We start from the raw sequence: 18,864 nt of genomic DNA, 5'->3' as shown, positions 1-18,864 counted from the left end.
CCCCATGGAGATCGCCCTGCCCGTCGTCGTCGGCGCCGGAGTCATCGCCGTGGTCCTCCTCGTCCTCGTGGTCGCCCTGCTGGCGGGTGCGGCCCGGAGCAGGCGGGACCGCGCCGAGCTGGCGGCCGCCCGGGCCGAGACCGCTGCGCTCGCGGCCCGGCTCGACGCGCTGGCGACCCGCGTCGAGCGACCGGCCGGCCACCGGGGCGAGGACCAGCCCTCGGCGTACGTCATCACGGACGCGGGGAGCGAGCCCGCGACGGGCACCGACCGCGCCGCCGTCCCGGACCGGCTGTTGCTCAGCGCCACGCTGGGTGAGCCCCTGGTGCGCGCGGTCTCCCTGGGCCACGGCGTACGCCGTGCGCTGTCGGCCGAGTCGCGCAACCGGATCCGCTTCGAGGTGCGCCGAGAGACCCGCCGTGCCCGCAAGCAGCGACGCCGGGAGATGAAGGACGCCTGGCGCCGCGAGCGCACCACGCCCGTCGGATCGGCCCCCGGCACCACCCCGGCCGAGGCCGCATGAGTCGCGGCACCTGGTTCGTGATCGGGGCCGGGGCCGGGGTCTACGCCATGACCAAGGCCCGTCGCGCCGCCGAGTCCTTCACCCCCGACGGGCTGCGCGACCGGTGGGCCGGTCTCGCCCTGGGGGCCCAGCTGTTCGGCGAGGAGGTCCGCGCCGGCCAGCGCGAGAAGGAGACCGAGCTCCGCACCCGCCTGGGCCTGGACCGGCCCGCCGGCCCGCCCGAGATCGCCCCCGGCCCCACGCCCGCACCGCTCGACCCGTCCACCACCACCGAACCGGAGATCAGCTAGCCATGGACACCGCCGACATCCGCCGCGCCTTCCTCACGCACTTCGAGGCGGCCGGCCACCAGGTGGTGCCCTCGGCCTCCCTGCTGGTGCCCGACCCGAACCTGCTGTTCGTCAACGCGGGCATGGTGCCGTTCAAGCCCTACTTCCTCGGGCAGGAGACGCCCCCGTGGCCGCGGGCCACCAGCGTGCAGAAGTGCATCCGAACCCCCGACATCGAGGACGTCGGCAAGACCACCCGCCACGGCACCTTCTTCGAGATGTGCGGCAACTTCAGCTTCGGCGACTACTTCAAGACCGGCGCCATCGAGCTGGCCTGGGACCTGGTCACCAAGCCGGTCGCCGACGGCGGCTGGGGCCTGGAGGAGAGCAAGCTCTACCCCAGCGTCTACGAGGACGACCCCGAGGCCGTGGCCCTGTGGCAGAAGATCACCGGCCTGCCCGACGACCGGATCATCCGGCTGGGCAAGAGCGAGAACTACTGGTCGATGGGCGTGCCGGGCCCCGGCGGCCCCTGCTCGGAGATCCTCTACGACCGCGGTCCGGAGTTCGGGGCCGACGGCGACTTCGGCGCCGAGGACCGCTACCTGGAGATCTGGAACCTGGTCTTCATGCAGGACGAGCTCTCGGCCGTGCGGTCCAAGACCGACTTCGACATCGCTGGCGCCCTGCCGAAGCAGAACATCGACACCGGCATGGGCCTCGAGCGCGTCGCCTTCCTGCTCCAGGGCAAGAAGAACATGTACGAGATCGACGTGATGTACCCCGTGATCGAGCGCGCCATGGAGCTCACCGGCCGCCGCTACGGCGTCGACCCCGGCGACGACGTGCGGTTCCGGGTGGTCGCGGACCACGTGCGCAGCTCGATGATGCTGATCGGCGACGGCGTCACCCCCGGCAACGAGGGCCGTGGCTACGTGCTGCGGCGGCTGCTGCGCCGGGCCGTGCGCTCGATGCGGCTGCTCGGCTACGAGGACCGCGCGCTGCCCGAGCTGATGCCCGTCAGCCGCGACAAGATGGGCGAGACGTACGCCGGCCTGCACACCGACTGGGAGCGCATCGCGAAGGTGGCGTACGCCGAGGAGGACGCCTTCCGGCAGACCCTGCGCACCGGCACCACGATCTTCGACACCGCGGCGGCCGGCGTGAAGTCGGCCGGTGGCAGCCAGCTCGCCGGCGACCAGGCGTTCGCGCTCCACGACACCTACGGGTTCCCGATCGACCTGACCCTGGAGATGGCGAGCGAGCAGGGCCTCTCGGTCGACGAGGCCGGCTTCCGGCAGCTGATGACCCAGCAGCGCGAGCGCGCGCGGGCCGACGCCAAGGCCAAGAAGGGCGGCCACGGTGACACCGGCACCTACCGCGACATCCTCACCGAGCACGGCCCGACCGAGTGGCTGGCCTACGAGACCCTCGAGACCGAGTCGCGTCCGCTGGCGCTGCTCGGCGGCGGGCGGGCCGTGAGCACCCTGGCCAGCGGCGAGGTCGGCGAGCTGGTCCTGGACCGCACCCCGTTCTACGCCGAGTCCGGTGGGCAGGCGGCCGACGCCGGCACCATCGAGTTCGACGGCGGCACGCTGGAGGTCCTCGACGTCCAGCGACCGGTCAAGGGTCTGGTTGTCCACCAGGTGCGGGTGCTCGACGGCGAGCTCTCCGCCGGCGCGGCCGTGCACGCCCGCGTCGACCCCGAGTGGCGCACCGGCGCGCGCCAGGCGCACTCCGGCACCCACGTGGTGCACGCCGCGCTGCGCGAGGTGCTCGGCCCGACCGCGCTGCAGGCCGGTTCCTACAACCGCCCGGGCTACCTGCGCCTGGACTTCGGGTGGACCAGCGCCCTGAGCCCGCAGCAGGTGCGCGACGTCGAGGACGTCGCCAACCGCGCCCTGCGCGCCGACCTCCCGGTGTCGTGGCAGTACATGACCCTGCCCGAGGCCAAGGAGTGGGGCGCGCTGGCACTGTTCGGCGAGACCTACGACGTGGGCCAGGTGCGGGTCGTCGAGATCGGCGGCCCCTGGTCGCGCGAGCTGTGCGGCGGCACCCACGTCGAGCACTCCAGCCAGGTCGGCACCGTGGTGGTGACCTCCGAGGCCTCGGTCGGCTCGGGCAACCGGCGCATCGAGGCCTTCACCGGCGTCGAGGGCTTCTCCTACCTGGCGCGCGAGCGCGACCTGGTCGGGGAGCTGACCACGCTGCTCAAGACCCGTCCCGACGACCTCGTCGGTCGCGTGCAGGACCTGGTCGAGCGGCTGCGGTCGGTCGAGAAGGAGGTCGAGAAGGCGCGGGTGGCCCAGCTGCTGGCCGGTGCCGCCGACCTCGCCTCCGCCGCCGAGGACGTCGACGGCGTGGCGCTGGTGGCCCGCGAGGTCGAGGGAGCGGGCGGCGGCGACGTGCGCACGCTCGCGCTCGACGTGCGCCAGCGCCTGGCCTCGGACCGCCCCGGGGTGGTCGCGGTGGTCGGGACCTCCGGCGGCAAGGCCGCGGTCGTGGTCGCGGTCAACGAGGCCGGTCGTGCGGCCGGGCTCTCGGCCGGCGCCCTGGTGCGCACCGCCTCGCAGGTGCTCGGGGGCAAGGGCGGCGGCAAGGACGACGTCGCCCAGGGGGGTGGCACCGAGGTCGACCAGGCCGCGCAGGCGCTCGCCGCGATCCGGTCGGCCGTGCACGAGGGGCGGGCGGGCCGCTGAGCACCGACGCCGGCCTGCGCGGCGTACGCCTGGGGATCGACCCGGGCGACGCCCGCATCGGGGTCGCGAGCAGCGACCCCTCCGGCATCCTGGCCACGCCGGTGGAGACCGTGCAGCGTGGCCGAGGCGACCTGGACCGGCTCGCGCAGCTGGTCGAGGAGCTCGACGCGCGTCGCATCTACGTCGGCCTGCCGCGCTCGATGTCCGGGGGCGAGGGGCCCTCGGCCGGTAAGGTGCGAGCGTTCGTCAACGACCTGGCGGTGCGGGTGCGCCCCGTCCCCGTGCGGTTGTGCGACGAGCGCCTGAGCACCGTGACGGCCGAGAGCCAGCTGCGGGCCCAGGGCAAGAAGGGCAAGAAGCGTCGTGCAGTGGTCGACCAGGCCGCCGCCGTCGTGATCCTGCAGGGAGCTCTCGAACGCGAACGGCAGACCGGTCTCGAGGCCGGCGAGCTCGTCCGGGTCGAGGACACGGACGAGTAGGGACGCACGCGTGAGCCAGATCGGCTTCGGTCGCGAGGAGCAGGACCCCTCCGCCGACCACCAGGTCGACCAGGGACCCCACGGGGACCCCTACGACGACGACTTCCACGACGACCGGGACGACCAGGACGACCGGGCGGCGTACGACGCCCCGCGGCGGCGCCGTCGCCGGTTCCGCGGCTGCCTGCCGGTGCTCCTGGTGCTCCTCGTCCTGGTCGGCGGCGGCTACTTCGGCGGCAAGTACGCCCTGGGCCAGCTCCAGGCCAAGTTCGCCGACGCCCCCGACTACGCGGGCCCCGGCACCGGTCAGGTGCTCTACCAGGTGAAGTCGGGCGCCACGTCGACCCAGATCGCCCGCGACCTCAAGCAGGCGGGCGTCGTCGCCAGCGTCGACGCGTTCACCAAGGCAGCCGCCGGCAACGACAAGTCGCGCAACATCCAAGTCGGCTACTACGAGCTGAAGAAGCAGATGAAGGCCAGCGAGGCGCTCGGGGTGCTCGTCGACCCCGCCAGCCTCGTCCAGAGCCTCGTGACCGTGCCCGAGGGGGCGCGGGTCAAGACGATCGTGGCCACGATCGTGAAGAAGACCGACCTCACCCGCCGCGCCGTGAACCAGGCGCTGGCCAACCCCTCCGCGATCGGGCTGCCGGCCGAGGCCAAGGGCAACCCCGAGGGCTACCTGTTCCCGGCGACCTACACCGTCCCGCCCAAGATGACCGCCCTCGCGCTGGTCAAGCAGATGGTGGCCAAGACCGTGGCCGTCGAGCAGCAGCTCGACGTCAAGACCAAGGCGGCCAAGCTGGGGCTGACCAGCGAGCAGGTGCTGACCGTGGCCAGCATCCTGGAGTTCGAGGCCAGCCGCGACCAGGACTACCCCAAGGTGGCCCGCGCGATCTACAACCGCCTGGACCAGAACATGCCGCTGCAGTCCGACGCGACGGTGGCCTACATCTCCGGCAAGGCCGGCACGGTCTACACGACCGACGCCGAGCGGCAGTCGGCCTCGCGCTACAACACCTACCGCTACCCCGGCCTGCCGCCGGGCCCGATCGGGTCGCCGGGTGAGAAGACGATCGAGGCGGCGCTGAACCCCTCGTCGGGCAAGCAGCTGTTCTGGGTCGTGGTCAACTTGCGCACCGGTGAGACGCGCTACGCGGACACCTACGCCCAGCACCTCAAGAACGTCGCGCTGTTCCGGCAGTACTGCCAGACCTCCACGGCCTGCTGACCCGTGCGGTGCGCCGTCCTCGGATCACCGATCCGACACTCGCTGTCCCCGGCGATGCACCGGGCGGCGTACGCCCGCCTGGGTCTGGACTGGACCTACGAGGCGGTCGAGGTCCTGCCCGACACCCTCGAGCCGTTCGTCCACGGACTCGACTCGACGTGGCGGGGGCTGTCGTTGACGATGCCGCTCAAGCGGACCGTCGTGCCGATGGTGGACCGGCTCGACGAGTGGTCGAGGGTCTCCGGGGTGGTCAACACGCTGGTGTTCGGTGACCAGAGGCGGCTGGGGTTCAACACCGACGTGCCCGGTGCGATGGCCGCGATCGTCGAGCGCGTCCACGACCCGATCCGCTCGGCCGTGGTGCTCGGCGGTGGCGCGACCGCCACCTCGGTGCTGCTGGCGCTGGGGGAGCTGGGCTGCCAGGAGGCCCGACTGCTCGTGCGCGACCCGGCCCGGGCGGAGGAGACGGTCGCCGTGGTGTCGGCGTACGCCCGGGGGCCGCGCGTGAGCGTCGGGCTGCTGCAGGACGCCGCCGGCCTGCGCGCCGACCTGGTCGTCTCGACCGTTCCGGCGTCGGCGCAGACACCCCGGATCGTGTCGGCCTGCGACGACGTGGCGGCGGTCTTCGAGGTCGTCTACGACCCCTGGCTCACCCCGCTCCTCGCGGCCGCCGAGGACACCGGTCGCCCGGCCGTCGGCGGACTCGACCTGCTCGCCCACCAGGCGGCGCTCCAGGTGAGCCTCATGACCGGCCGCTCCGTCCCCGTCGACCTGCTCCGCTCCGCTGCGCGAGCCGAGCTGGCCCGGCGAGCGGGTGCTGCCGCCGGTTCCTGAGGCGAGGTCCACGCGCGAAGGCTCGGGATCGCGGGCTCTGGTGGTCGAGCAGGGCGTTCTGCGCCCGTCGTCGAGGCCCGGTGACCCGGGGAGCAGCGTCTGGGCACGCCGGTGGCCTGTCCAGGTGGTGCCGTCTGGACAGGTCTCGGGGCGGTGAGGCTAGGTGGGTGGTTTTCGCTGGCGTGGCAGATGGATCGGCCCGGGGGGCATTCGTGGTCGGTCGGTGGTGACGTCTCTGGTTCCGCCGGGGTCGCGCAGGAACTGGTAGCCGTGGGGACTGGACCACAGGTAGGCGCCTGGACTGACCGTGGTGTAGGTCCACAGTGCGTGGGTCTTGAGCCGGTGGTGTCGTCGGCACAGGGGCGCGAGGTTGCACGAGCAGGTCGGGCCGCCGTCGGCGTGGGCGATGACGTGGTCGCAGTCGGCCTTCCTCGCTGGTGCGCTGCACCAGGGGAAGACGCAGGTGTGGTCGCGGAGCTGGGCCTGGTGCTGGAGCCGGTCGGGGATCTCGTAGGCCTCGACGTGGATCAGGTCCTCGGTGTCGACGACGGCCCGGACGGTGATCTGGGTGTCGGGGTTGGCGCACCAGCCGCGGACCTGGTCGGCGGTGACGATGCGTCGGCCCTCCTCGACCCGGGCCAGGTGGAGGTCATCCTCGGCCCGTCGACCTTGTCGAGATCCGTTCCCCTCGCAGCTGCAACCTGAACCACTGCCGGTGATGGCGGCGTGGGAGAGGTGGACGTGCAGGACCACCTGGCGTGCCTTGGGTCGCGCAGCCGGTCGCGGAGCCTCCGTGTCCTGGTGGTCTTGGGTGGTGAGCAGGTCGAGGGTGAGCTGGTCACGGGTGTGGCGGCGTCCGAGCTCCCCGGCGGCCATGGCACGACGGACGTCCAGCGATTTGTCGCAGCCGCCTGCCTTCAACACCGCGGCCTCGTGAGACAGCGCGTTGTCGAGGTCGCGGGCGTCGGCGGTGTCGAGCTGGGCGTGGAGGTAGGTCATCCCGCCAATCGCCGAGTCCGGGGTTGGCCGGTCGTGGCGGAACGTGACGTGACGGCCGTCGGCGGCCCTCTCCGCGTCCTCCCGAGCCCTCTCGGGCATGAACCTCGCGATCGCCTCGGTGACCAGGCGTTCGACGGCGGCGTAGCCGACCCTGTGGGCGTACGCCGCTACCCGGTTGTCCACGTGGCCGGCGGCTTCGGGGGTGAGGGTGATGGTCTGGTCGGCGATGTTCTTGGCCCGCCACACCGGCACCTGACCCGCGACCACGCGTACCCAGAGGCGGGGGAGGCGGTGCTTGACCTCCAGCGCCCTGCCGATCAGGCTGCGGCCGGAGTCAGTCGACAGACCCAGGGCGGCGGCGAGCTCGGGGATCGCGAACTCCGCCACCAGTGGTGCACCGTCGCCGGCGACGGCCAGGGGCCGTTCGAGGTAGGTGGGTGCCATCCAGGCCGCGTCGTGGATCGACTCGGCGGGGTGCTGCTCACCCCAGACCGCGGCCGCCATGAACAGCTGTGCGTCGGCGCGGTCGCGGGCGTCACGCTGGTCGCGTGCGTAGGCGAGGACGTCGGTCGGCTCGTCGAGGTCGGGCACCTCGACCCGCACCGGGGTGACCGCGGGGCGACGCGATCGGCGGGTGCGGGAGGAGGTGGCCATGACCAGACTCAACCAGCGACCACCGACAAGACCCCGTCGGGAAGCGGGCTGAAACGGACACGGTGGAGAACTTCGTGGAGAAGTTCCTGCGGCGCGGCCCGGGCGTGGCCGGGCGGGGCCTGGCGAGGTGGCCGGCGGCGTGCGGTTCGGGTTTCGACGACGGGCCTGGCGGCCCTGCTCGGCCGGCGGGGGCCGGCGGGTCTGTGGAGAAGCGGGCGGGGAGGAGCCGGTCTCGCCTAGCCTCGGCGCATGGAGTGGCTCGGGTCGGCGGCGGTGGGGCTGGTCGTGTCCGGAGGGCTGGGCCTGGTGTCCCCGCGCTGGATCGCGCGCATCCCCGAGCCCGCGCCCGAGCCCGCGCCCGAGGCGGAGCCCGCTCCGACGCCGGACGTCCGACCCGATCCCCAGCCCGAGCTCCAGCCCGAGCCCCAGCTCACCGCCACGTCGGAGGCCTCCGGGCCACCCGGTGAGACGGCGGCGCAGGCGTCCGGGGGCGTACGACGGGGGACGCTGGCGCCACCACCCCCCAAGCAGCCGTACGCCGAGATCGCGGCCGCCCCGGGGATGGCGCTGCGCCTGGCGGGCTGGTCGGGGCTGGTCGGGGCCGCCTTCGGGGCCGCGCTCGGGTGGACCGGGGCGCTGCTGTTCGTGCTGCCGCTCGTGCCGGTGGGGGTGGCCCTCCTGGTCATCGACTGGCGCACCACGCTGCTGCCCACCCGCGTCATCCACCCGACGTACGCCGCCCTGGCCGTCCTGGTGCCGCTGGCCGCGCTGGTGGACCACGACCTCGCCCCGCTCTACCGGGCCGGGCTGGGGTGGCTCCTGCTCGGGGGGTGGTTCTGGCTGTTCTGGGCGGTGGCCGGGGCCTGGGGGTTCGGCGACGTCCGGCTCTCGCGCGTCCTCGGACCGGCGCTGGGCTTCCTGGGCTGGTCGCAGCTGCTGGTCGGGGCCCTGCTGATGGTGTTCCTGGGCGGTCTCGGGGGTGCCGCGCTGGCGGCCCGGAACCGCAGCCTGCGCAAGCGCTTCCCGTACGGCCCGTTCATGCTGGTCGGTGCGGCCGTCGGCGGGCTGGCCGGGCCCTGGATCGCCCGCGGTCTCGGCTACTGACGCCGCTCGCAGGGCCGGTCGGTCGTGCGTGAAAGACTAGACTCATGCTGCGCTGGCTCACGGCCGGGGAGTCCCACGGTCCCTCGCTCACCGCGATCCTGGAGGGGCTTCCCGCCCACGTCCGGATCACCTCCGACGACATCTCCGAGGCGCTCGCGCGTCGCCGCCTGGGCTACGGCCGTGGCGCGCGGATGAAGTTCGAGCAGGACGCCGTCCGGATCACCGGTGGCGTGCGCCACGGCGAGTCCCAGGGCGGTCCGGTCTCCATCGAGGTCGGCAACACCGAGTGGCCCAAGTGGGAGAAGGTGATGTCGGCCGACCCGGTCGACCCCGTGGAGCTCGAGGCCCTGGCCCGCAACGCCCCGCTCACGCGCCCGCGCCCGGGCCACGCCGACCTGGTCGGCATGCAGAAGTACGACTTCACCGAGTCGCGCCCCATCCTCGAGCGCGCCTCCGCCCGGGAGACCGCCGCCCGGGTGGCCCTCGGCCGGGTGGCCAGCGCCTTCCTCGAGCAGTCCACCGGGGCCCGGATGGTCTCCCACGTGGTCGAGCTCGGCGGCGTGCCGGCCCCGGCGGGCTCCGTGCCCGGGCCCGACGACGTGGCCCACCTCGACGCCGACCCGGTGCGCTGCCTGGACACCGACGCCTCGGCCGCCATGGTCGAGCGCATCGACCAGGCCCACAAGGACGGCGACACCCTCGGTGGCGTCGTGGAGGTCGTGGTGCACGGCCTCCCGCCGGGCCTGGGCTCCCACGTCCACTGGGACCGTCGGCTCGACGCCCGCCTGGCCGGTGCCCTGATGGGCATCCAGGCCATCAAGGGCGTCGAGGTCGGTGACGGGTTCGAGCTGGCCGCCACCCCGGGCTCGCTCGCGCACGACGAGATCGTCACCGAGGACGGCGCCCTGCGCCGCGCCAGCGGTCGCTCGGGCGGCACCGAGGGCGGCATGTCGACCGGGGAGGTCCTCCGGGTCCGGGCCGCGATGAAGCCGATCGCCACGGTGCCCCGCGCGCTCCGCACGGTCGACGTCGCCACCGGCGAGGCCACCGTGGCCGACCACCAGCGCTCCGACGTGTGCGCCGTCCCGGCCGCCGGCATCGTGGCCGAGGCGATGGTGGCGCTGGTGCTCGCCGACGCCGTCCTGGAGAAGTTCGGCGGCGACTCGGTGACCGAGACCCGCCGCAACGTCGAGAGCTACCTCGACACGCTCCGGTTCCGCTGATGGCTCCGCGGCTGGTCCTGGTCGGCCCGATGGGCGCCGGCAAGACCACGGTGGGGCGTCGGCTCGCCGAGGCCTGGGACGTGACCTTCCGCGACACCGACCTCGACGTCGAGGAGAGCGAGGGCCGCAGCGTCGCCGACATCTTCGTCGACTCCGGCGAGGAGCGCTTCCGCGAGCTGGAGCGGGCAGCGGTGCTCGCGGCGCTCGCCGGCCACGACGGCGTGCTGGCGCTGGGCGGGGGTGCCGTGACCGGGTCCGACGTGCGCGCGGCGCTCGCCGACCACCGCGTGGTGTTCCTGCGGGTGGGCCTGGCCGACGCGGCGTCGCGTGTGGGCCTCGGCGTCTCCCGGCCGCTGCTGCTGGGCAACGTCCGCGGCCGGATGAAGCAGCTCATCGACGAGCGCACCCCCGTCTACGAGTCCGTCGCCACGCACGTGGTGGACACCGACGGGCGCTCGGTCGAGGACGTCGTCGCGGCCGTGCAGGAGGCGGCCCGGTGAGCCCGGTGCGCGAGGCGCCGACGACGCTGCACGTCGGCGGCGCGTCGCCGTACGACGTGGTCGTGGGTCACGACGTGCTCGACGTCGTCGCGTCCATGCTCGGCCCGGGCGTGCGCCGCGTGGCCGTCGTCCACGACGGCGAGCTGGGCGACCTGGCCGACCGCGTCGAGGCCCACCTGGGCGACCTGGAGGTGCTCAGGGTCGCGCTGCCCAGCGGCGAGCAGGCCAAGACCGTGACCACCGCCGCCCACGCCTGGGAGGAGCTCGGCCGCGCCGGCTTCACCCGCTCGGACGCGGTGGTGACCGTCGGCGGCGGCGCCACGACCGACATGGGCGGCTTCATCGCCGCCACGTGGCTGCGCGGCGTGGCCGTGGTGCACGTGCCGACCTCGTTGCTGGCCATGGTCGACGCCGCCGTCGGCGGCAAGACCGGGCTGAACACCGGCGCCGGCAAGAACCTCGTCGGCTCCTTCCACGAGCCGGCCGGGGTGGTGTGCGACCTCGACGTGCTCGCCACGCTGCCGCGGGCCGAGCTGGTGGCCGGCATGGGCGAGGTCGTCAAGTGCGGCCTGATCGCAGACCACGAGATCCTGCGCGTCGTCGACGCGGTGGGCGACCGGGTGCTCGACCCCGCCTCGCCCGAGCTGCGCGAGGTGGTCGAGCGCGCTGTCCAGGTCAAGATCGACGTCGTCGTCGACGACCTCCGCGAGACCGGCGGCCGCGACGGGCACCCGGGGCGCGAGGCCCTCAACTACGGCCACACGCTCGCCCACGCGATCGAGCGCGGCACGGCGTACGCCGTGCGGCACGGGGAGGCGGTCGCCCTCGGCATGGTCTACGTCGCCGAGCTCGCCCGGCTGACCGGGCGGCTCGGTGAGGCCGGGGCCGCCTACCACCGCACCGCCCTGGCGAGCGTCGGCCTGCCCACGCGGCTGGCCGACCTGCCGGTCGAGGTGCCGCCGTTCGAGGACCTCGTGGCCACGATGCGGGTCGACAAGAAGTCGCGCGGCGACCAGCTGCGCTTCGTCGTGCTCGTGGACCTCGGGCGGCCGAGGATCCTGACCGGGCCCGACGAGCAGGTCCTGCGGTCGGCGTACGCCGTGCTGGAGGGCGACCGGTGAGGGTCCTGGTCCTCAACGGACCCAACCTGGGGCGCCTGGGCCGTCGGCAGCCGGAGGTCTACGGCCACACGTCGTACGCCGACCTGGTGGGCCTGTGCGAGCAGTGGGGCCGCGAGCTGGGGCTCGAGGTCGAGGTGCGCCAGACCAACCACGAGGGCGACCTCCTGGACTGGCTCAACGCCGCGGCGGACGAGCAGACCCCCGTCGTGCTCAACGCCGCCGCCTGGACCCACTACTCCTACGCCCTGCTCGACGCGTGCGCGCAGCTGACCGCCCCGCTCGTCGAGGTCCACATCAGCGACCCGCGGAACCGTCCCGAGGAGTTCCGCCACCACTCCGTGATCACGGCCTTCGCCGCCGCGGAGGTCGTCGGCCAGGGGATCGACGGCTACCGCCAGGCGCTGGCGCACCTCGCGGGGTCCTGACCCTCAGGCCGTGGGAGAGGTCTCCGGCTCCAGGAACACCCGGCGGGTGGTGGGGGTGAAGCCGTGCTGGGTCGCCCAGAGCACGGCCTGGGTGCGGCTCTCGGCCCCGATCTTGCGGTAGGCCGTGCGGATGTAGGTCTTGACCGAGTTGATCGAGAGGTAGGCGCGTCGCGCCACCTCCTGGTTGCTCAGGCCCTGCGCGATCAGGGCCAGGATCTCGGACTCCCGCGCGGTCAGCCCGGCGTCGCGCCCGGGCCAGTCACCGCCCACGACCGTCGCGTCGGGCCCGGGGTCGGGGCTCACCACGACCGATCCGGCCGCCACCTTCTCCAGCACCTCCACCACGTCCAGCGCCGAGGAGGACTTGGCCAGGCAGCCGCTCGCGCCGGCCGCGAGCGCCTCGCGGACCAGGTCGGGCTCGAGGTGCCAGGTGTAGAGCACGACGCGCGCGCTCGCCGACTGCAGGACCTCGGCGACCGGCCCCTCGACCTGCTCCCGGGTGAACGCGTCGTAGAGCAGCACGTCGACGTCGCTGACCAGGTGGGTGCGGCTGTCGAGCTCGACGACCCGCACGCGCTCGGCGTGCGGGGCCAGCATCCGCTGGAGGCCGGCGACGACGACCTCGTAGTCGTTCATGATCGCGACGCGGACCGGGCCCGAGGTCCGTCCGGTGGTTGCGGAGCGTTCGGAGGGCTGGGACATGGCCCAACGTTACCCAATCGTCCGCGCCTCGCGAGCGCAGGCGACAGGACGCTCACCCCTGCGGGGGTGACCGGCCCCAGGTGGTCCCTGCGAGGGTGGGGGACGGCGACCCCCCGGTCGCCGAGCTCTCGTGGTGCGCCACCGCTGTGGCCCGACAGGACGGAGGACCCGGGTGTCGCCTGGTCGATCCGAGACCACCCGCCCGGCTCCTGCCGACCCGGCCCCGCCCCGCGCGGTGCGCCTGGGGCCCGCCGACTGGGACCGCTCCGACCAGCCCGACCCCACGGCGTACGCCGACCTGCTGGCGCCGCTGGTCGGCGCCGCGACCGAGGCGGCCGCGTCGGGCGACGGGGTGACCGCCTCGCTCCGCCTGGCCGAGGCGCTCGGGGGCCGTCTGCCCCTCCCCGGGCAGGGCAGCACGCAGCTGCTCTGGGAGGCGCTGGCCACCCTGGGCGCGGTCGACCTGACGGTGGCCCGGGTCGTGGAGCCGCACCTGGACGCCTGCGCCATCCTGGCCGAGGCGGGGATGGAGTGCCCGGCCGGTGCGACCCTCGGGGTCTACGCCGCCGAGGGGCCCGGTCGCCGGCTCGAGGCCACCGAGCTCCAGGGGAGCGTGGTCCTGGACGGGACCAAGCCGTGGTGCTCGCTGGCCGACCAGGTCAGCCACGCCCTCGTCACCGCGTGGGTCGACGAGCGCGAGCGCGGACTGTTCCTGGTGGACCTCGTGGACCCCGGGGTGCGCACCGACCCGGACTCCCCGCCGTGGGTGGCGCGGGGCCTGGCCGCGGTCACCAGCACGGGTCTGGTGCTCGAGCGGGTCGACGCGACGGCGGTCGGGGCCCCGGGGTGGTACCTCACCCGACCCGGGTTCGCCTGGGGCGGCATCGGGGTGGCCGCGATCTGGTACGGCGGTGCGGTCGGCGTCGCCCGCCGGGTCCACCAGGCCTCGACCCGGCGCGAGCCCGACCAGGTCGGCCTGGCCCACCTCGGCGAGATCGACGTCGCCCTGGCCGCGGCCAGGGCCGTGCTGGCCGCCGCGGCCCGCACGGTCGACGGTGCCGCGGTCGGACCCGCCGCCGCGTCCCGCCTGGCCCTGCAGGTGCGCACCCTGGTCGCCGACACCGTGGAGACGGTGCTGCGGGTGGCCGACCACGCCCTCGGTCCGGGCCCGCTGGCCCTGGAGGAGGAGCACGCCCGCCGGGTCGACGACCTGCGACTCTACGTGCGCCAGCACCACGCCGAGCGCGACCGCGCGGCGCTGGGCCGCGCGGTGCTGGAGGCCTCCGAGGACCAGCGGTCCGACGACGTCGTGGGGAGCTGGTGGTGAGCACGGGGGAGCGGCCCACGCCCGGGCCCGGAGCCCCCGCGGTGGCGTTCACCCACGCCGGGGCCGGCACGCCCGCCCGGGCGTGGCGCGAGGACCCCCGCTGGGACGCGGCGAAGCCCCTGACCCTGCACGGCGTCGAGCGGCTGGTCGTGGTCGCCGCCCACCCCGACGACGAGAGCCTCGGGGCCGGGGGACTGGTCGCCACCGCGGTGCGGGCCGGTGTCCCGGTGTCCCTCGTGGTCGCGACCGCGGGCGAGGGCAGCCACCCCGACTCCCCGACGCACACGCCCGAGGACCTCGCGCGCCGCCGCCGCGTGGAGATGGACGCCGCCGCCGCGGCGCTCGGCGTGGAAGCCCACGGCGTACGTCTGCTGGAGCTGCCCGACGGCGGGGTCGCGGACCACGTCGAGACGCTGACCCGGGCCGTCGTCGAGGCCACCGGTGACGGACGGCGCTCGGTCGTCGTCGCGCCCTGGCGGCGGGACGGCCACCCCGACCACGAGGCCGCCGGCGTCGCCGCCGCGGCCGCAGCCCGCCGCACGGGGGCGGACCTGTGGGAGTACCCCGTGTGGTTCTGGCACTGGGCCACCCCGGCGGCCGCGCCCTGGGACGACCTGGGGCGCTTCGTGCTGGGCGCCCCCGTCGTCGAGGACAAGGCCGCGGCGATCGAGGCCCACGTCAGCCAGGTGCGGCCGCTGTCGGCGTCCGCCGGCGACGGTGAGGTCCTCCCGGACGGGCTGCTGGAGCACTTCCGGGGACGCCGCGAGACCTTCGTCCGCACGCCCTCGCGCGAGTGCCCCGACGACGCGCTGGACCGCCTGCACCGCGACGACGACGACCCGTGGGGCGCCGAGACCCGGTGGTACGAGCGCCGCAAGCGTGACCTCCTGCTCTCGCTGCTGCCCCGTCCCCGCTTCGAGCGGGTGCTCGAGCTCGGGTGCTCCACCGGGGCCCTCGCCGAGGCCCTGGCCCGACGCTCCGGCTGGGTGGTCGCCGTCGACCGGTCCCAGGCCGCGCTGGCGCTGGCCCGGGCCCGGTTCGCCGACGCGCCCCACGTCGAGGTCGCCGACCACGACGTCCCGTGGGAGTGGCCGGACCGACCCGATTTCGACCTCGTCGTGGTCTCGGAGATGGGCTACTTCCTGAGCCCGGTCGCGCTGGACGCGCTGGTCGAGCGCGTGCGGGCCTCGCTCGGCCACGACGGCGTCCTGGTGCTGTGCCACTGGCGCCACCCGGTGGAGGGCTGGGTCCTGGACGCCGAGGCGGTGCACGCCCGGTTCGTGGAGGCGAGCGGGCTCCCGGTCGCCGCGACGTACGCCGACCGCGACGTCGAGGTGCTGGTCCTGTGCCACCCCGGGCAGTGGCCCGATCCCGCGCGCGACGCCACCGGCCCGGAGGACTCCGCGTGAGACGGTCCCGGTTCGACCGGGTCGAGGTGGTGGTCCCCGCGCGCGACGAGGAGGCCCATCTCGCGGCGTGCCTGGAGTCGGTTCTGGTCGCCGCCCGCCTCGCCGGTCGCGTCCAGGGCTGCCCGGTGGGCGTCACCGTCGTCCTCGACTCGTGCACCGACCGCTCGGCCGAGGTGGTCGCGTCCTTCCCCGACGTGCGAGCCCACGTCGTCGGTGCCGGCGTCGTGGGTCTGGCCCGCGCGCACGGACTCGGGCGCCTGGACCGCGGGCTCCCGACCTGGGTGGCGTGCACCGACGCCGACACGGTCGTGCCGCGGCGCTGGCTGAGCACCCAGCTCGCGCTGGCCGAGCAGGGGCTCGACCTGGTGGTCGGCACGGTCACCCCCGACCCCCGCGACCTCCCGGCCGGCGACCTGCTGGCGTGGCACGCGCTGCACCCGCTGGGGGAGGGTCACGGGTTCGTGCACGGCGCCAACCTGGGGTTCACGCTGGCGGCGTACGACCTGGTCGGGGGGTTCGCGCCCCTGGCGACCGGTGAGGACGTCGACCTCGTGGAGCGGATGCGCGCGGCGGGGGTGCCGTGGCGTGCCACCGACCGCACCCGCGTGCGCACGTCGGGTCGCTGGCACGGTCGGGCGCCGGAGGGCTTCGCCGGCTTCCTGAGCGACCTGCACCTCGGGGCGTTCGACACGGCCTGAGCCCCGGCGGGCCACCGGGACCACCGGGCTCTCTAGGCCTCAGCCGGTGCGCAGCCGCTCGTCGAAGAAGCCGAGGACGCGGTCGACGGCCTCCTGCTGCCGGTGCAGGGTGAGCGTGGCGTGCTGGCGACCGGGGAACTCGACCTTGACGAAGGCCCCGCCGAGCTCCTCGGTCAGGGTCTCGAAGCGTCGGCCGACCGCCGCGTCGCCGGTGAACCGCAGACCCAGGACCGGGCAGCCGGCCGCCGCGCGCTCCTTGACCACGGCCAGGTCCTCGGGGCTCAGGTTGACGTCGCGCGAGCGGCGCGGACCGATCGGGAAGGGCGCCGAGGGCTGGGCCAGGACGGGGGCCACGACCGAGTCGTCGACCATCATCGCCAGGGCGAAGCCGCCGGTGAAGCACATCCCGAGGGCGCCGACCCCCGGGCCGCCGAGCTCCTCGTGCAGCTCGCGGGCCAGGCTGCGCAGCCAGCCCGCCACGGGCGTCGTCACCCCGGTGGCCATCGAGGTGAACTCCCGGCTGATGCAGACCTTGCGCAGGCTGTCCAGGGCGTACGCCGCCCCCACCGGCTTGCCGGGCACGCCGAACAGGTGGGGCATCACCACGGTGAAGCCGGCCGCCACGACCTCCTCGGCAAACGCGATCACCTCCGGGGTGGGACCGGGGATCTCGTGGACGACGACGACCCCGGGGCCGGTGCCCTTGCGGAAGGTCGGGAAGGTCTGCTCGCCGTGGCGGTGCTCACCCGTGGTCCAGGTGTCGAGGGGGCTCATGCCCAGCGATCCTGCCACCCCCCGGGCGGGTGGGGCGGCCGTTGAGCCGATGTGCCAGGGTCGGGTCGTGAAGGCCTACCGCTGTCGCGTGTGCGACAACCCGCTCCACTTCGAGAATTCCCGCTGCGTCAGCTGCGGCACCCGGCTCGGCTACTCCCGCGAGGAGCGCACGATCGTGCCGGTCGACGACGCCGGTCGCTACGTCGCCGCCGACGGCCAGGAGCACTGGGTCTGCCGCAACATCACCCTGTCGGGCTGCACGTGGCTGGCCCCGACCGAGGGCGGCCAGTGCTTCAGCTGCGACCTGACCCGGACCCGCCCCCACGACTCCGACGCCGTGGGCCTGCGCCAGTTCTGGGCCGCCGAGCGCGCCAAGCGCCAGCTGGTCACCGAGCTGGACACCCTGGGGTTCCAGGTCGTGGGCAAGCACGAGGACCCCGAGAACGGGCTGGCCTTCGACCTGCTCAGCAGCGTGTCGGAGAACGTCACGATCGGGCACGCGGACGGCATCATCACCATCGACCTGGCCGAGAGCGACGCCGGCCACCGCGAGCGCCTCCGCGAGCAGCTCGACGAGCCCTACCGGACCATGCTCGGCCACTTCCGCCACGAGTCCGGGCACTACTTCGAGTGGCAGCTGGTCCGCGGCGAGGAGAAGATCGCCGCCTGCCGCGAGCTGTTCGGCGACGAGTCGAAGGACTACCAGGCCGAGATCGACCGGCACTACGCCGAGGGCCCGCCCGAGGGGTGGGAGGAGCGCTACATCTCCAGCTACGCCACGATGCACCCCTTCGAGGACTTCGCCGAGAGCTGGGCCCACTACCTGCACATCTGCGACACCATCGAGACCGCCTCGCAGTACGGCCTGGCCACCGTCGGCACGCTGACCTCGTTCACGCACTTCCGCGACGTGGTGGTCGGGATCTGGATGCCGCTGAGCGTGGCGCTGAACATGATCAACCGCAGCATGGGCCAGGACGACCTCTACCCCTTCGTGATCCCGGGCCCGGTCCTGGACAAGCTGCAGTTCGTCTCCACGCTGACGACGCTGCGCGCGGACGGCTGACCGGCCGGGCTCGACGCCTGCGGGGTGAGACGTCGGCTTTGTCCGTCCGGGGCGGATCGGCGTACGCTCCCTCGGGCCCGGGGGGACGCGTCGACGCGCGGGGCCGCCGTCCGCGTCCGCCCGTCCCGTCCGGAGGAACCCGTGCCCAGTGCTCCCACCCGGCCCGTCTTCACCGCGGCCACCTCGACCCGCCCCCTGCTGACGTCGTGGTCGGTGCGGGCCGCGTGCGCGGTGCTGGCGCTGGTGATGGTGGCCCTGGTCGGCACCCTGATGACCGACGTCCGGCTGCCGGGACTGGGCCGACTGGGACAGCTGGGCGGCTCCGGTGGCGCGTCCGGCGAGGACACCACCGCTCGCGACGGCCTGGCCGGCACCGCGGCGGCGCGTCGCGGTGACCGGGCTGGCGACCTCCCGCTGACCCTGGCCCTGGGTCTGGACCCGGCCCCGGGCAGCACGTCCACCACCACGGTCCGGTCGGCGGCCCGACCGGCCGCGATGACGGTGCGGGCCGCAGGACCTCGGCCCGTCACGGCGTCCGACCCCGCGCACCCGGGCGTCGCGACCGGCTCGAGCACCGGCGGCACCACCGGCTCGCCGTCCGGCAGCGGCGGCGCGTCCGGCTCGCCCCGGGGCACGGCCACGCGGGGCGGTACGACGCCCAGCGGCGTCACGCCCGGCAGCAGCAACGCCGGCCGCGGGAACGGCTCCTCCTCGAGCAGCACCGCGACGGGCACCACGACGGCCCCCGGGCGGCAGGGCGCGGCCGCGCCCGGTCGGCGTGCGCGCGGGACCGAAGTCGGAGGCCAAGCGGTCTTAGGAAGACAACACGT

General features: G+C 74.4%; 18 protein-coding genes and 1 pseudogene. 16 read left to right on the top strand and 3 right to left on the bottom strand.

The window, feature by feature from the left end:
• Positions 1 to 4 precede the first annotated feature (4 nt).
• Genes ACYVDA_RS17010 through ACYVDA_RS16985 form a run of 6 tightly spaced genes read left to right on the top strand, consistent with a single transcriptional unit; the run spans position 5 to position 6,032 of the window.
• Entirely contained in the window at positions 5 to 523 is a 519-nt protein-coding gene (locus ACYVDA_RS17010; protein ID WP_460819637.1) for a hypothetical protein, read from the top strand.
• Positions 520 to 813, top strand: coding sequence for a DUF6167 family protein (locus tag ACYVDA_RS17005; RefSeq protein WP_460819636.1), 294 nt, complete (start codon positions 520 to 522; stop codon positions 811 to 813). Before ACYVDA_RS17010 ends, ACYVDA_RS17005 begins: the two co-directional genes overlap by 4 nt.
• Before the next feature lie 2 nt (positions 814 to 815).
• Positions 816 to 3,491, top strand: coding sequence for an alanine--tRNA ligase (alaS, locus tag ACYVDA_RS17000; protein WP_460819635.1), 2,676 nt, complete (start codon positions 816 to 818; stop codon positions 3,489 to 3,491).
• Positions 3,488 to 3,970: a Holliday junction resolvase RuvX gene (gene ruvX / locus ACYVDA_RS16995; RefSeq protein ID WP_460819835.1), complete on the top strand. Its 483-nt coding sequence runs from the start codon at positions 3,488 to 3,490 to the stop codon at positions 3,968 to 3,970. The genes alaS and ruvX overlap by 4 nt, the downstream gene beginning before the upstream one ends.
• Before the next feature lie 10 nt (positions 3,971 to 3,980).
• On the top strand, positions 3,981 to 5,198 hold the full coding sequence (mltG, locus tag ACYVDA_RS16990; RefSeq protein ID WP_460819634.1) for an endolytic transglycosylase MltG: 1,218 nt from the start codon (positions 3,981 to 3,983) through the stop codon (positions 5,196 to 5,198).
• Between the two features lie 3 nt (positions 5,199 to 5,201).
• Complete coding sequence (locus tag ACYVDA_RS16985; protein WP_460819633.1) at positions 5,202 to 6,032, top strand: shikimate dehydrogenase; 831 nt, start codon at positions 5,202 to 5,204, stop codon at positions 6,030 to 6,032.
• 159 nt (positions 6,033 to 6,191) lie between these two features.
• Here ACYVDA_RS16985 and ACYVDA_RS16980 read toward each other — a convergent pair whose 3' ends face one another.
• Positions 6,192 to 7,685, bottom strand: coding sequence for an HNH endonuclease signature motif containing protein (locus ACYVDA_RS16980; RefSeq protein ID WP_460819632.1), 1,494 nt, complete (start codon positions 7,683 to 7,685; stop codon positions 6,192 to 6,194).
• Positions 7,686 to 7,934: 249 nt separating this feature from the next.
• Here ACYVDA_RS16980 and ACYVDA_RS16975 point away from each other — a divergent pair, with 249 nt between their 5' ends.
• Genes ACYVDA_RS16975 through ACYVDA_RS16955 form a run of 5 tightly spaced genes read left to right on the top strand, consistent with a single transcriptional unit; the run spans position 7,935 to position 12,058 of the window.
• Positions 7,935 to 8,789, top strand: a complete 855-nt coding sequence (locus tag ACYVDA_RS16975; RefSeq protein ID WP_460819631.1) for a prepilin peptidase — start codon at positions 7,935 to 7,937, stop codon at positions 8,787 to 8,789.
• A 44-nt stretch (positions 8,790 to 8,833) separates the two neighbouring features.
• Entirely contained in the window at positions 8,834 to 10,012 is a 1,179-nt protein-coding gene (gene aroC, locus ACYVDA_RS16970) for a chorismate synthase (protein ID WP_460819630.1), read from the top strand.
• The gene (locus ACYVDA_RS16965; RefSeq protein ID WP_460819629.1) at positions 10,012 to 10,512 is read left to right on the top strand and encodes a shikimate kinase; all 501 of its coding nucleotides are present in this window, start codon (positions 10,012 to 10,014) and stop codon (positions 10,510 to 10,512) included. The genes aroC and ACYVDA_RS16965 overlap by 1 nt, the downstream gene beginning before the upstream one ends.
• The gene (gene aroB, locus ACYVDA_RS16960; protein WP_460819628.1) at positions 10,509 to 11,633 is read left to right on the top strand and encodes a 3-dehydroquinate synthase; all 1,125 of its coding nucleotides are present in this window, start codon (positions 10,509 to 10,511) and stop codon (positions 11,631 to 11,633) included. The genes ACYVDA_RS16965 and aroB overlap by 4 nt, the downstream gene beginning before the upstream one ends.
• Positions 11,630 to 12,058: a type II 3-dehydroquinate dehydratase gene (locus ACYVDA_RS16955; RefSeq protein WP_460819627.1), complete on the top strand. Its 429-nt coding sequence runs from the start codon at positions 11,630 to 11,632 to the stop codon at positions 12,056 to 12,058. The genes aroB and ACYVDA_RS16955 overlap by 4 nt, the downstream gene beginning before the upstream one ends.
• 3 nt (positions 12,059 to 12,061) lie before the next feature.
• Here ACYVDA_RS16955 and ACYVDA_RS16950 read toward each other — a convergent pair whose 3' ends face one another.
• Positions 12,062 to 12,760 carry a response regulator transcription factor gene (locus tag ACYVDA_RS16950; protein WP_460819626.1) on the bottom strand — a complete coding sequence of 233 codons (699 nt, stop codon included), beginning with the start codon at positions 12,758 to 12,760 and terminating at the stop codon, positions 12,062 to 12,064.
• A 172-nt stretch (positions 12,761 to 12,932) separates the two neighbouring features.
• On the opposite strand from ACYVDA_RS16950, the gene ACYVDA_RS16945 reads away from it, so the two are divergent.
• From ACYVDA_RS16945 to ACYVDA_RS16935, 3 genes are read left to right on the top strand one after another with little or no spacing between them, the layout of a single operon-like run.
• Positions 12,933 to 14,087, top strand: a complete 1,155-nt coding sequence (locus ACYVDA_RS16945) for an acyl-CoA dehydrogenase (protein ID WP_460819625.1) — start codon at positions 12,933 to 12,935, stop codon at positions 14,085 to 14,087.
• Positions 14,084 to 15,496, top strand: coding sequence for a PIG-L family deacetylase (locus ACYVDA_RS16940; protein ID WP_460819624.1), 1,413 nt, complete (start codon positions 14,084 to 14,086; stop codon positions 15,494 to 15,496). Before ACYVDA_RS16945 ends, ACYVDA_RS16940 begins: the two co-directional genes overlap by 4 nt.
• Positions 15,493 to 16,194 (top strand): glycosyltransferase family 2 protein, encoded by a 702-nt coding sequence (locus tag ACYVDA_RS16935; protein ID WP_460819623.1) that lies wholly within the window; start codon positions 15,493 to 15,495, stop codon positions 16,192 to 16,194. The genes ACYVDA_RS16940 and ACYVDA_RS16935 overlap by 4 nt, the downstream gene beginning before the upstream one ends.
• A 39-nt stretch (positions 16,195 to 16,233) precedes the next feature.
• Here the strand turns inward: ACYVDA_RS16935 and ACYVDA_RS16930 are convergent, their stop codons facing one another.
• A complete protein-coding gene (locus ACYVDA_RS16930) occupies positions 16,234 to 16,968 on the bottom strand; it encodes a dienelactone hydrolase family protein (RefSeq protein WP_460819622.1) in 735 nt (244 codons plus the stop codon).
• Positions 16,969 to 17,035: 67 nt separating this feature from the next.
• On the opposite strand from ACYVDA_RS16930, the gene ACYVDA_RS16925 reads away from it, so the two are divergent.
• Positions 17,036 to 18,034: a zinc-binding metallopeptidase family protein gene (locus ACYVDA_RS16925; protein ID WP_460819621.1), complete on the top strand. Its 999-nt coding sequence runs from the start codon at positions 17,036 to 17,038 to the stop codon at positions 18,032 to 18,034.
• A 141-nt stretch (positions 18,035 to 18,175) separates the two neighbouring features.
• Positions 18,176 to 18,864: pseudogene (locus ACYVDA_RS16920) on the top strand (hypothetical protein); the annotation flags it as partial.

The organism is Nocardioides korecus, from assembly GCF_054778395.1.
This window is presented reverse-complemented; position numbering and strand designations above follow the sequence as displayed.